The organism is Erwinia endophytica, from assembly GCF_009295515.1.
Lineage (GTDB): Bacteria > Pseudomonadota > Gammaproteobacteria > Enterobacterales > Enterobacteriaceae > Erwinia > Erwinia endophytica.
In genome coordinates, this window is record NZ_RQVV01000003.1 from 127,581 (window position 1) to 141,173 (window position 13,593).

11 protein-coding genes are annotated in these 13,593 nt (G+C 52.2%); 7 read left to right on the plus strand and 4 right to left on the minus strand.

Annotation, left to right across the window (positions count from 1 at the left end):
- Window positions 1–229: 229 nt before the first annotated feature.
- Complete coding sequence (acnA, locus tag EH228_RS00825; RefSeq protein WP_152319807.1) at window positions 230–2,905, plus strand: aconitate hydratase AcnA; 2,676 nt, start codon at window positions 230–232, stop codon at window positions 2,903–2,905.
- 158 nt (window positions 2,906–3,063) lie between these two features.
- Here acnA and ribA read toward each other — a convergent pair whose 3' ends face one another.
- Window positions 3,064–3,660, minus strand: a complete 597-nt coding sequence (gene ribA, locus EH228_RS00830) for a GTP cyclohydrolase II (RefSeq protein WP_152319808.1) — start codon at window positions 3,658–3,660, stop codon at window positions 3,064–3,066.
- Between the two features lie 228 nt (window positions 3,661–3,888).
- Between ribA and pgpB the strand changes: the two genes are divergently transcribed.
- From pgpB to yciH, 5 genes are all read left to right on the plus strand, one after another.
- Complete coding sequence (pgpB, locus tag EH228_RS00835) at window positions 3,889–4,644, plus strand: phosphatidylglycerophosphatase B (RefSeq protein ID WP_152319809.1); 756 nt, start codon at window positions 3,889–3,891, stop codon at window positions 4,642–4,644.
- 142 nt (window positions 4,645–4,786) lie between these two features.
- Window positions 4,787–5,095 carry a LapA family protein gene (locus EH228_RS00840; RefSeq protein WP_152319810.1) on the plus strand — a complete coding sequence of 103 codons (309 nt, stop codon included), beginning with the start codon at window positions 4,787–4,789 and terminating at the stop codon, window positions 5,093–5,095.
- A gap of 6 nt (window positions 5,096–5,101) precedes the next feature.
- Window positions 5,102–6,271, plus strand: a complete 1,170-nt coding sequence (gene lapB, locus EH228_RS00845; protein WP_152319811.1) for a lipopolysaccharide assembly protein LapB — start codon at window positions 5,102–5,104, stop codon at window positions 6,269–6,271.
- Window positions 6,272–6,385: 114 nt separating this feature from the next.
- On the plus strand, window positions 6,386–7,105 hold the full coding sequence (gene pyrF / locus EH228_RS00850) for an orotidine-5'-phosphate decarboxylase (protein WP_152319812.1): 720 nt from the start codon (window positions 6,386–6,388) through the stop codon (window positions 7,103–7,105).
- Complete coding sequence (gene yciH, locus EH228_RS00855) at window positions 7,102–7,428, plus strand: stress response translation initiation inhibitor YciH (protein ID WP_152319813.1); 327 nt, start codon at window positions 7,102–7,104, stop codon at window positions 7,426–7,428. The genes pyrF and yciH overlap by 4 nt, the downstream gene beginning before the upstream one ends.
- 108 nt (window positions 7,429–7,536) lie before the next feature.
- Here yciH and osmB read toward each other — a convergent pair whose 3' ends face one another.
- A complete protein-coding gene (gene osmB / locus EH228_RS00860) occupies window positions 7,537–7,755 on the minus strand; it encodes an osmotically-inducible lipoprotein OsmB (protein ID WP_152319814.1) in 219 nt (72 codons plus the stop codon).
- Window positions 7,756–8,001: 246 nt separating this feature from the next.
- On the opposite strand from osmB, the gene EH228_RS00865 reads away from it, so the two are divergent.
- A complete protein-coding gene (locus EH228_RS00865; RefSeq protein WP_152319815.1) occupies window positions 8,002–8,703 on the plus strand; it encodes an L-ribulose-5-phosphate 4-epimerase in 702 nt (233 codons plus the stop codon).
- Window positions 8,704–9,039: 336 nt separating this feature from the next.
- Here the strand turns inward: EH228_RS00865 and EH228_RS00870 are convergent, their stop codons facing one another.
- Both EH228_RS00870 and EH228_RS00875 read right to left on the minus strand, forming a co-directional pair.
- Entirely contained in the window at window positions 9,040–10,974 is a 1,935-nt protein-coding gene (locus tag EH228_RS00870) for an exoribonuclease II (RefSeq protein WP_152319816.1), read from the minus strand.
- Between the two features lie 115 nt (window positions 10,975–11,089).
- Complete coding sequence (locus EH228_RS00875) at window positions 11,090–13,402, minus strand: FdhF/YdeP family oxidoreductase (protein WP_152319817.1); 2,313 nt, start codon at window positions 13,400–13,402, stop codon at window positions 11,090–11,092.
- Window positions 13,403–13,593 lie beyond the last annotated feature (191 nt).

Below are 13,593 nucleotides of genomic sequence, written 5' to 3' on the forward strand. Positions count from 1 at the left end.
GGTTTAGCCACAGGGATTCCTTCTGCTCTGCTTGAAAACAAGTAGCTTTGTTCTGGAATTTTAAATATAAAGAATTCTTACAAAATGCCTCGCGGATTATTCCCCGGGGCGTTTTGTTTTACCGAATATCAGTCGACATTGTTAATGATGTGTTAACTTTTGTTTGTGCTATCTTTAAATCTGACCCTGCATTTACTCAGGTTATGATAAGACAAATGAAGGAGGCGTCATGTCGTCGACCCTACATCAAATGGTCAAGGCTCGTCTGGATGTGCAAGGCAGATATTATAATTATTACAGTCTGGCGAAAGCGGAAGAGCAACTTGGTGATCTTTCCCGACTCCCTAACTCACTGAAAGTCCTGCTCGAAAATCTTCTGCGTTGGCAAGATGAAAAGACCGTTACGGCTGAAGATATTCATGCACTGGCTGGCTGGTTGCAGCAGGCGCATGCCAGCCGGGAAATCGCCTATCGACCTACCCGTGTCTTGATGCAGGATTTTACCGGCGTCCCTGCGGTCGTTGATCTTGCCGCAATGCGTGAGGCGGTCAAACGGTTGGGGGGGAATGTCGCTAAAGTGAATCCATTGTCACCGGTCGATTTGGTTATCGACCATTCGGTCACAGTGGACCATTTTGGCGATGATGATGCCTTCGAAAAAAATGTCAGGATTGAAATGGCGCGCAATCACGAGCGCTATGTATTTCTACGCTGGGGACAGAAAGCCTTTAATAAATTCAGTGTGGTACCGCCAGGCACTGGTATTTGTCACCAGGTAAACCTTGAGTATCTCGGAAAAGCCGTCTGGCATGAGACGTTGGACGGTGAAGAGTTTGCCTGGCCTGATACGCTGGTGGGTACCGATTCCCATACCACGATGATTAATGCGCTGGGTGTACTTGGCTGGGGCGTCGGAGGCATTGAAGCCGAAGCGGCCATGCTGGGGCAGCCGATATCCATGCTTATCCCGGATGTCGTGGGATTTAAACTGACGGGTAAGTTAAAACCAGGGATCACGGCAACGGATTTAGTCCTGACAGTGACTCAGATGCTGCGTAAACATGGCGTGGTAGGTAAATTTGTCGAATTTTATGGCGACGGTCTGGATGACTTACCCCTGGCGGATCGGGCGACCATCGCTAACATGTCACCGGAATATGGCGCCACCTGCGGTTTTTTTCCGATTGATGACGTCACATTGGAATACATGACTCTGACGGGCCGCACAACTGAACAGGTTGCGTTGGTTGAGGCTTATGCTAAAGCACAAGGCATGTGGCGTAATCCCGGCGATGAGCCGGTGTTTACCCATTCGCTGGCGCTGGATATGAATGAGGTTCAAGCCAGCCTGGCCGGGCCGAAACGTCCACAGGATCGAGTTTCACTGGGCGATGTTCCCGCCGCATTCCAGGCCAGCAATGAGCTGGAAATTAATCCAGCTAAGCAGCTCAACGCCGTCAGCTACACCGACAATGCCGGACAGCAACATACGTTGAAAGAGGGTGCTGTGGTGATTGCCGCCATCACCTCCTGTACCAATACCTCCAATCCCAGCGTGTTAATAGCGGCTGGTCTGCTGGCGAAAAAAGCCGTTACCCTCGGACTAAAGCGGCAGCCATGGGTGAAGGCTTCGCTGGCTCCTGGATCGAAAGTGGTTTCCGATTATCTGGCGGCCGCCAAACTGACGCCGTATCTTGATAAACTTGGTTTTAATCTGGTCGGCTACGGTTGTACGACCTGTATTGGCAACTCCGGTCCTTTGCCTGATGAAATTGAATCCGCGATTAAAGTGGGAAATCTGACGGTTGCCGCGGTGTTGTCCGGTAACCGTAACTTTGAAGGACGTATCCATCCTTACGTAAAAACGAACTGGCTGGCGTCGCCACCACTGGTTGTGGCATATGCTCTGGCCGGGAATATGAATATTAACTTGCAGGCGGATCCGCTGGGTGAGGATAACACCGGCAAAGCGGTTTATTTGCGGGATATCTGGCCATCACCCGAAGAAATTGCTGAAGCGGTACAGAAGGTTTCTACCGCGATGTTCCATAAGGAGTACGCCGAAGTCTTTGCCGGTACACCGGAATGGCAGAAAATCAAGGTCAGCGAAGCGGCGACGTATGACTGGGATCAGCACTCAACATATATTCGTTTATCACCTTTCTTTGAGAAAATGAGCAAAACGCCGGATTCGGTTGAAGACATTAATGGCGTGAGGATCCTCGCTATCCTGGGTGATTCAGTGACTACGGACCATATCTCACCCGCCGGGAGTATTAAAGCTGATAGTCCGGCAGGGCGTTATCTACAGGAACAGGGCGTGGCGCAGACTGATTTTAACTCATATGGTTCGCGCAGGGGAAATCACGAAGTGATGATGCGCGGCACGTTTGCCAATATTCGCATCCGCAATGAGATGGTGCCTGGCGTTGAAGGCGGTATCACGCGTTTCATTCCGGACAATGAACAGTTACCGATTTACGATGCCGCGATGAAATACCAGCAGCAGTCTACGCCACTCGCGGTGATTGCCGGTAAGGAATATGGATCCGGATCGAGTCGCGACTGGGCGGCGAAAGGGCCTGGATTGTTAGGCGTCCGGGTGGTTATTGCTGAATCTTTTGAGCGCATTCACCGTTCAAACCTGATTGGGATGGGGATCCTGCCGCTGGAATTCCCACCAGGAGTGAACAGAAAAACATTGGAACTGACTGGCGATGAGCAAATCGATGTGCAGAACCTGGCGCAGTTAAAGCCAGGTGGTACGGTAATGGTCACGCTAACCCGGGGGAATGGCGTAAAAGAAACGCTGGAGGCCCGTTGCCGTATCGATACGGGTAATGAGTTGACCTATTATCAGAACGGCGGCATCCTGCATTATGTTATTCGCAATATGCTGGACTGAAGGGAAGCCATTAAACGTGAATGGCTACACGATGAAAGCGCCAGACAGGTTGTGATGGATGCTGATGGAGGACTGTCCAGACAGACGCTCACCAGCATCCTCTGCAATCAGACTGAAATAACGTAAACGGGCACGTCTTGGCGTTCCCGTTTGCCGTTTCAGTCTTTGGAGAGCAGATGGCCCATTTTGGCCGCTTTGGTATCCAGATAATGGGCGTTTTCAGGATTTCGCCCGACAATCAGTGGGACTCGTTCGACAATATTGATCCCGGCTTCGCTGAGGATTTCAACTTTACGTGGGTTGTTGGTCAGCAGGCGGACTTCATTCACGCCCAGTAATTTGAACATATCCGCACAAAGCGTAAAGTCACGTTCATCGGCCGCAAAGCCCAGATGATGGTTAGCTTCTACTGTGTCGTAGCCTTTGTCCTGAAGCGCATAGGCGCGAATTTTATTCAACAGGCCAATATTACGGCCTTCCTGGCGATGATAAAGAAGCACGCCGCGTCCCTGTTCAGCAATATGATTGAGCGCGGCTTTCAACTGAAAGCCGCAGTCACAACGCAGGCTGAACAAGGCATCACCGGTCAGACATTCGGAATGCACGCGAGCCAGCACCGCTTCATGATTATTGCTGATATCGCCATAAACCAGGGCCAGATGGTCGTGGCCGGTTGCCAATTCTTCAAAACCAACCATCAGGAATTCACCCCATGGCGTGGGCAGTTTGGCTTCTGCTACCCGTTTAAGCTGCATGTAACTCTCCAGATACTCAATATTGCGCTACCTTCATGGGTAGGGCACGATCAGCAAATCGACATTCATAGCCATTTATTTTGCCACAATCAACACCGGAGCGGTTAACGTCCTGGAGCGATTGTTGTGATACCGCACAATTATCAACATCTCAACCAATATGTTATTATTTTTTAATCATATTGTTCGCTAAAAATGTCTTGAAGGCCCGGTGGGTCAGGAATAATTATGTTCGATGTCGCTAAACGTACCACTCTGGGCGCCTTGCTGCTGCTGATTATGCCGGCCTGCGTCTGGGTTTCCGGCTGGCAGTGGCACCCCGTGGAAATGGGACGGGGCCATGAAATACTGTTCTGGTTGACCGAAACGGTGACCCGCCCATGGGGGACGTTAACCAGTGCCATTTTATGTGTCTGGTTCCTCTGGTGTTTGCGCTACCGGTTGCGATCTGCGCTGCTGTTACTGCTGATTATTATCCTGGCGGTCCTCGCGGGACAGTACAGCAAGACATTTATCAAACAACAGGTCCGGGAACCGCGACCTTATGTGCTGTGGCTTGAGGAAAATCATGGTCTGAACGGGCAGACCTTTTACCAACAAAAGCGCAAACAACGCAGTGTGCTGGTGCGTGACGCGCTTGCCAGAGACCCTCGTTTACCCGGCTGGTTGAAATCGCACTGGGAGTCTGAAACCGGTTACGCTTTTCCATCAGGACATACCATGTTTGTTGCCAGTTGGGCGTTACTGGCCATGGGGTTGTTGTGGTCGCGGCGCAGAATTATCACCCTGGTCGTGATGTTTGCCTGGGCAGTGGGGGTGATGGGGAGTCGTCTGCTGCTGGGAATGCACTGGCCACAGGATCTGATAACCTCAATCTTGATCAGTTGGCTATGGGTGACGCTCGCCACGTGGCTGGTACAGCGTTACTGCGGCTCATTGACTGTATCACCTGGCGAGCGATCCGGGAACGTCAAGGATGAGTGATTGTTATTCTGGCTTTTACCCCCATAACGGTGAGGTAAACGAGCAATTTTTGCGGTCCCCGCTTTGGTTAGCGCATCAGACAAGCAACAAGGCGATTTTTTTGGCATAATTCTCTGGTTATCACCAGACTATGGGACGGACTGTGAAATATTTGCTGATTTTTTTACTGGTTTTAGTGATCTTCATTATCTCCATTACACTCGGGGCGCATAACGATCAGATCGTTAGCTTTAACTACCTGCTGGCGCAGGGGCAATATCGGGTTTCCACGCTGGCGGCGACATTATTTGCCGCTGGTTTTGTTCTGGGGTGGGCGATCTGTGGCTTGTTCTGGCTACGCCTTCGCGTCTCTCTGGCCCATTCACAGCACAAACTGAAACGCTTGCAGCAGAAGCTGGAGCAGGCTGAAGGTTCGGTGACAACGTCACACGTTCCTGCCGTTAAGGAATAATTTTATATGCTGGAACTGCTGTTTCTGTTATTACCCGTTGCTGCCGCATATGGCTGGTATATGGGACGCAGAAGTGCGCAACAGGATAAGCAACAGGAAGCCAGCCGTCTGTCACGTGATTACGTGACTGGGGTTAACTTCCTGCTTTCCAACCAACAGGATAAAGCGGTCGATCTGTTCCTTGATATGCTTAAGGAAGACAGTGGGACGGTCGAAGCGCATCTGACGCTGGGAAATTTGTTTCGTTCCAGAGGTGAAGTGGACAGAGCCATTCGGATCCATCAGGCGCTGATGGAGAGCACGTCGCTGACCTATGATCAGCGCCTGCTGGCCGTGCAGCAACTGGGCCGTGATTATATGGCGGCGGGTTTTTATGACCGGGCCGAAGGGATGTTCATCCAATTGGTCGATGAGACAGACTTTCGCATTGGCGCATTGCAACAGTTACTGATTATTCATCAGGCAACCAGCGACTGGCCGAAAGCCATCGAAGTGGCGGAACGGTTGGTTAAGTTGGGGAAAGACCGCCAACGGATGGAAATTGCGCATTTCTATTGCGAACTGGCGTTGCAGGCCATGAGTGGCGACGACCTTGATCGTGCGATGAACCTGCTGAAAAAAGGCGAAGCCGCCGATCGCCAGAGTGCCCGTGTGTCGATCATGATGGGCCGTATTTATATGGCAAAAAGCGAGTATGTCAAAGCTGTCGAATGCCTCCAGCGCGTGATTGAGCAGGATAAAGAACTGGTCAGCGAAACGCTGGAGATGCTGGAAACCTGTTACGTTCAGTTGCAACAGCCTCAGGAATGGGTGGCGTACCTGAAACGCTGTGTCGAGGAGAATACCGGCGCGGTCGCCGAACTATATCTGTCCGACGTGATTGAGCGTGACGAGGGGGGAGACGTGGCGCAGTTGTATATTAACCGCCAGTTGCAGCGCCATCCCACCATGCGGGTTTTCCATCGCCTGATGGATTATCACCTCAACGAAGCAGAAGACGGCCGGGCGAAAGACAGCCTGATTGTGTTGCGCGACATGGTTGGCGAGCAAATTCGTACCAAGCCGCGCTATCGCTGCCACAAATGTGGTTTCACCGCTCATACGCTTTACTGGCACTGTCCTTCCTGTCGAGCCTGGTCTTCCATCAAACCCATTCGCGGACTTGACGGTCAGTAATCCTGTCCGCGTGAAAACCTTGACGACACACTGTGAATTTGTCGATAGCGCGGCTAGAATGCTTGCCGTTTATCATTTATGCCTTGTAGTGCTCCATTTTCAGAGGGTTTTTCCATGCAATCACCTCAGGTAACCGGTTCTCCGGTTCTGGTCGCGTTAGACTACGCTGATCGCGACAGCGCTCTGGCTTTTGTTGATCAGGTAGACCCGCGCAGTTGCCGCCTGAAAGTGGGCAAAGAGATGTTCACCCTGTTTGGTCCTCAACTGGTACGGGATCTGCAACAACGTGGATTTGAGGTATTCCTCGACCTGAAGTTTCATGACATTCCTAACACCACGGCTCATGCCGTGGCCGCTGCCGCCGATCTTGGCGTGTGGATGGTGAACGTGCATGCCAGCGGCGGGGTACGGATGATGACCGCGGCACGTGAAGCGCTGACGCCATTTGGCAAGGATGCGCCATTGCTGATTGCCGTCACCGTGCTAACCAGCATGGACGCCGACGATTTGCGGGGGATCGGCATTAATGCGGCGCCTGCAGAGCATGCTGAACGCCTGGCGCGGCTTACGCAGCAGTGCGAACTGGATGGCGTGGTCTGTTCAGCTCAGGAAGCACTACGCTTTAAACAGGCGCTGGGGACTGATTTCCGTCTGGTCACTCCGGGCATCCGTCCGGCCGGCAGTGATGCGGGCGATCAACGTCGGATCATGACACCGCAGCAGGCCCAACAAGCGGGTGTGGACTACATGGTAATCGGGCGTCCGATTACCCAGGCAGTCAACCCGGCTGCCGCACTGGCTGCTATTCTGGCGTCATTACGGGAGGCATCATGACGGATAATAACAGTCGGCTGGTTTACTCCACCGCCACCGGGCGGATAACCGAGCCGAAAGAAGTGGTACAACGCGCAAAAGGCGATGGTATTGTACGTATCCAGCGGCAGACCAGTGGCAGAAAAGGTAAGGGCGTCAGCCTGATTACCGGGTTGGATCTGGCCGCTGCCGAGTTGGAGAAGTTAGCGGCGGAATTGAAGAAGAAATGCGGTTGCGGCGGTTCGGTCAGGGAAGGGGTGATTGAAATCCAGGGGGACAAGCGTGATTTACTGAAAGCGTTGCTTGAAGCCAAAGGACTGAAAGTTAAACTGGCGGGGGGATGAGTCATCGCTGACGCGCTTACCCGGTAAAAAGCAAAAGGGCGGCGGTTCGCGGCCCTTTTGCGGTCAATACGTTGTTGTCACTTCTTTTTACTGTGAAAATGGTCAGGATTAACGGCTGACCTGATGCCCGATAACGCCCCCGACAACCGCACCGCCTACCGTACCCAGCCCACTGCCATTAGACAGGATGGATCCGCCGACTGCGCCGAGACCTGCACCAATCGCAGTATTACGATCACGCTCAGACCAGTGGGAACAGCCGCTCAGCGCGAGCATTAATGTCACGATCAGCAAGTTCGCAGTAATGCGTTTTGCCGTTACTGTCATTCTTATTTCTCCATAATTTCTTTACTGCAGGGTGATCAATGTTAGTTTAACAGCCACCGATCATCGCTGGTGCGACTACTGCCAGGTAGTGTATGTGTCTCTGTATATTTTCACAGGTAAATTGTCTTAATTCCTCGCGTAATTTTGTCGTCATAGCCAGATTCTGCCGTGCATCCAGCCATTGCCTCCATACACGGTGAAACGCCCTGAGTGGGAGAATAAAACCACTAACCAGAGGGGAAGAGAATGTTGGAATTACTGAAACAACAGGTGCTGGAGGCTAATCTCGCACTACCGCAACACGGATTGGTGGTCTTCACATGGGGTAATGTGAGTGCCATCGATCGTGACAGTGGGTTGATGGTGATTAAACCTTCCGGCGTCAGCTATGCCAATATGCAGCGCGACGATATGGTGATAGTAGAGGTCGCCAGCGGTAAAGTTATTGCTGGCGCAATGCGCCCTTCATCCGATACCGAGACCCATCGGGCGCTGTATCTCGCCTGGGCCGATGTCGGCAGTATTGTCCACACGCATTCCCGTCATGCCACTATCTGGGCGCAGGCAGGCCTGGATATTCCGGCCTGGGGTACGACCCATGCCGATGATTTTTACGGGGCTATCCCTTGTACCCGGCAAATGACCCCGCAAGAAATTAAGCATCGTTATGAGTGGGAAACAGGTCAGGTAATTATTGAAACATTTCATCAGCGGGATCTTGATCCGCTGGCGGTGCCTGCTGTTTTGGTAAATTCGCATGGGCCGTTCTGCTGGGGAAGCTCGCCAGAAAAGGCGGTTCACTCAGCTGTGGTACTGGAAGAGGTGGCCTATATGGGCATTTTCAGTCAGCAACTGACCCCCGATTTACCGGCTATCCAACAGCCATTACTGGACTGCCACTACCAGCGTAAACATGGCAGTACGGCATGGTACGGACAAAAAAATTAATTCTCTGGTTCACGGATCTCACCGCAAGCTGTGATTAAAATTTTCATGATTCTGCCCGGTGTGGCATACAACAGGATCAGCCTTCACGGGCTGATTGGGTATTCCGGCCCATTGTTTTCGTCCGTCGCGGGCGGTTGAATATATTTTTAAACAGTGGCTCACTTTATTGGCGACACTCAGCCGCTGTTCAAAAAATGCTAACCGCGATTTGCTCTGTTATGGGAATTTTTTGATTAAAGCAGGGGGCACACAAGAAATGATGAGGTCAATAAGTGGGATGTTTACTGTAGGGCAAACGCCGGTGGGATAAACGACTATCCCACCGGTCAGATAAGATTATGCTAGTGGGCGAGCGACGATACTGCGTGTTTCCATACGGACTTCAGCAATAGTGACGTCAATCACGTCAGTCACGCGATACACCACGTCACCCTTGATCTGTACGGTGCCATTTTCCTGGCTGCATACCAGCTCATCACGCACAGCATGAATGAACGGGGCAGGGATAAAGGCTACCGCACCATTGTCAGTCAGGCGCACCCGCATGCCGCCACGAGAAATATCAATGATCTCCGCAGCAAAGCGCTGATCGGTCCCTGCCGCTTTCTGCAGGAAGCGTGAGTACAGCCAGTCAGCGACATCACGCTCAGCCATCCGGTTCAGGCGACGACGTTCGCTCATCTTCACGGTTAGCGCATCCTGTGGACGCTCAGCCGTTTCACCTTTGATCATCGCCTTCAGCAGACGGTGGTTGATCATATCGCCATACTTACGGATCGGTGATGTCCAGGTGGCATAAGCTTCCAGACCCAGACCAAAGTGCGGACCTGGCTCGATGCTGATTTCAGCAAACGACTGAAAGCGACGGATTCGACTGTCCAGGAACTGCGTTGGTTGCGAATCCAGATCACGGCGCAAATGACGGAAACCTTCCAGTGTAGTGATGGCCTGTGAGTCAACCTTCACACCGTGATTTTCCAGGATGGTCGCGGCCTGTTCCGCTTTTTCCGCATCAAAACCCAGGTGGATGTTGTAAACCCCAAAGCCCAGTTTTTCACGTAACACGGTAGCGGCACAGATGTTGGCGGTGATCATCGCTTCTTCGACAATACGATTGGCAATGCGCCGGTGTTCAGCAATGATATCCAGCACTTCACCTTTCTCGCCAAGTAGGAAACGGAAGTCAGGGCGGTCTTTAAACACCAGGGCATGCTTCTGACGCCATTCAGCACGGGCCAGGCACAGTCGGTGCAACAAGCGGATCTGGTTTGCTACGGCTTCACTTTCTGGCTGCCATTCGCCGGTGTTTTCCAACCAGTCAGAGACATCGTCGTAGGTCAGCTTAGCTTTGGATTCAATCCAGGCGGAAAAGAAATGGATTTCTTTGCTTAGCGTACCGTCAGCGGCAACCGTAACGCGGCAAGCCAATACCGGACGACGCGCATGCGGACGCAGTGAACAGAGGTCATCAGACAGGTGGCGCGGCAGCATCGGGATATTGAAGCCGGGGAGATAGTTAGTGAACGAGCGTTCGGCAGCAATGGCGTCCAGCTCACTGTTAGCGGCAACATAAGCCGTTGGATCAGCGATAGCAATAGTCAGGCACAGTTCACCTGTCGGCGTCTCTTCGACAAACAGGGCATCGTCCATATCTTCGGTGCTGGCGCTGTCAATGGTGACGAATTCCAGCGCGGTGAGATCCTCACGCTCCAGCTGTTCGTCCAGCATTTCACCGGCTACCGCTTCCGGGGCTTCACGTTCCAGATTGTGGCGGGAAAGTGTTACCCACCATGGCGCAAAGTGATCGTCCGCCGTGGTAATAAAGGCCGTCAGCTCGGCGTAGAAGGAGCGGTCTCCCTTCAGTGGATGACGGCGCATCTCGGCTACGGCCCAGTCTCCATCCTGAAAGTCATGCTTTACATTGCGATCGGCACGGCACGATATCGCTTCTTTCAGTAGCGGATGATCGGGCACAATGGCCAGGCGATCATCTTTCTTCTGAACGCGGCCAACAAAACGAGTCAGGAAAGGCTCAACCAGTTTTTCCGGATCCGCAACTTCACGATCCTTGTCGGTTTGCAGCACTGCAATCACCCGATCGCCGTGCATCACTTTTTTCATGAACGGCGGTGGAATGAAGTAACTTTTCTGCGCGTCGACTTCCAGAAAGCCGAAACCTTTCTCGGTGCCTTTTACCACACCTTCAACACGCGGCGTCTGGGAGTGGAGTTTCTCTTTGAGCTGCGCGAGCAGCGGGTTGTCCTGGAACATAATCTCAACAGTTTTCGTGGCCTAAGAGCGGCAGACAGTTTTACGCGATTAACCGCTTCGCGGCAAGTAAAAAGCCGGGATACCCCGGCTTTCTTTAATACAAATGACGGTCTGCTCAGGCAATACGCAGATCAGCCTTCACTTTGGAGAGGGTAATTTTCACCGGGACGGATTTAGAGGTTGGTGTACCGCTGTCGTCGCCAACGCTGGAGAGGGGCACCAGCGGGTTGGTTTCCGGGTAGTATGCCGCCAGGTTGCCTTTTGGAATGTTGTAAGGCACCAGCTTGAAACCGAACACTTTGCGGGTAATGCCGTCATTCCACAATGTTTCGATATCCACATCGTCACCGGTAGAAAAGCCCAGTCGCGCCATATCTTCCGGATGAATAAACAGGACTTCACGCTGGCCATAAACGCCGCGATAACGATCATCGAGACCATAAATCGTGGTGTTGTACTGATCATGTGAACGCAGCGTTTGCAAAGTGAAAGGCACTTCTACATTGTCGCCTAATTGCGGAAACAATGAGTCAGGCAGACGGGCGGCACTGAACTGCGCTTTGTTATTCGGCGTGTTAAAGCGCAGCTCGGCCGCCGCATTCCCCAGATAGAAACCGCCTTTGATCTCACATTTGGCATTGAAATCACTGAAGCCTGGAATAGTCGCTGCAATGTGATCACGGATTTTGTTGTAATCTGCCGCCAGCGCTAACCAGTCCACTTTCTCTTTGCCCAGTACAGCATCGGCGATACCGGCCACAATCGCGGTTTCAGAACGCTGAGTTTCGGCAATTGGCTTACCCACGCCTTCAGAGGCGTGAACCATGCTGAAGGAATCCTCAACGGTAACAAATTGTGGACCACTGGCCTGAATATCCTGCTCGGTACGGCCCAGTGTTGGCAGGATTAACGCGTCGATAGCGCCAGGACAGAGGTGGCTGCGGTTCAGTTTAGTACTGATATGTACGGTCAGACCGCAACGGCGCAGTGCCTCTTCAGTGCGGGGACTGTCCGGCGCTGCCGCGGCCAAATTTCCACCGAGAGCGATCAGAACTTTAATCTCGTTACGCAACATCGCTTCCAGCGCTTCCACGGTGTTATGGCCGGCTTTACGCGGTGGCTCAAAACCAAAATGGTTGGCCAGACTGTCGAGGAAGGCCTGGCTGGGTTTCTCGTCGATGCCCATGGTGCGGTTGCCTTGCACGTTACTGTGTCCGCGCACCGGACACAGGCCAGCGCCTTTTTTCCCCAGTTGGCCGAACAGCAGCTGCAGGTTGACGATTTCACGCACGGTATCAACCGAATGCTTATGCTGAGTGATCCCCATCGCCCAGGTACAGATAACACGTTCCGCACTTTGGTAAATAGCAGCGGCTTCACGCAGTTGTTGTTCGCTCAGGCCTGACTGTTGCTCGATTTGCGCCCAGCTGGTTGCCTCAACGACCGCCAGATACGCGTCGACCCCTTCGGTTTTGGCATTGATAAACACCTGATCAAACAGGCCTTCTTTTCCTTCAGCCTGCAACGCGTAATGCGTTTCTGCCAGCGCTTTTACCATACCGCGAACTGCCGCCATATCACCGCCCAGATTAGGCTGATAGTAAGTCGAGCTGATGGTTCCGGCTTTGCTGGTCACCACTTCAAGCGGTTTTTGCGGATCGGCAAAACGTTCAAGTCCACGTTCGCGCAGGGTGTTAAAAGTCACAATTTTGGCGCCATGATCGGCCGCGTGACGCAGACTGTGCAACATTCGCGGATGGTTGGTGCCTGGATTCTGCCCGAAGACGAAAATAGCATCGGCGTGATCAAAATCATCAAGACGGATGGTGCCTTTCCCCACGCCAATACTGCGTTTCAGACCGGTACCGCTGGCTTCATGGCACATATTGGAACAGTCAGGGAAATTATTACTGCCGTTCATGCGGCCAAATAGCTGATAGAGCCATGAGGCTTCATTGCTGGCGCGACCTGATGTATACAACTCCATCTGGTCCGGATTATCCATCGCATGGATATGCCGGGCGATCAGCGTAAACGCCTCATCCCAACTGATCGGTTCATAATGATCAGTTTCGCGGTTGTAGCGTAGCGGTTCAGTCAGGCGCCCCTGGTATTCGAGGAAATAATCACTCTGCTGATATAACGTTGATACGCTGTGTTTTTCGAAGAAACTGGCATCGATATAGCGGCGGGTTGCCTCCCAGGTCACGGCTTTGGCACCGTTTTCACAAAAGCTGAAGGTACTTTTATTATCGTCGCCCCAGGCACAGCCAGGACAGTCGAAGCCTTTGGCTTTGTTCATGCGCATCAGATTGCGCATGTTTTTCAGGACTTGTTTACTGTCGAAGACGAAACGGGTTGTGGCCTCGAGAGAACCCCAACCGCCCGCAGCGGCCTGATAGGGTTTAATGGCAGTTTTAAATTTCATATTGCTTGCTTCGCAGGTTTCTATTGTGTTTTGGAGTTGTAAATTAATTATTGCTTCTTTTGTGGATTAAGTCTGCGATCAGGTAAATAAATTGTCTAATTGATTGGTTTAATGGTGCGATAGGCATAATTTATCGCGAGAGTGTGAACTGATTCAAAGATCTTAAGTGTATGTTGTGAATTTGTCTCGCT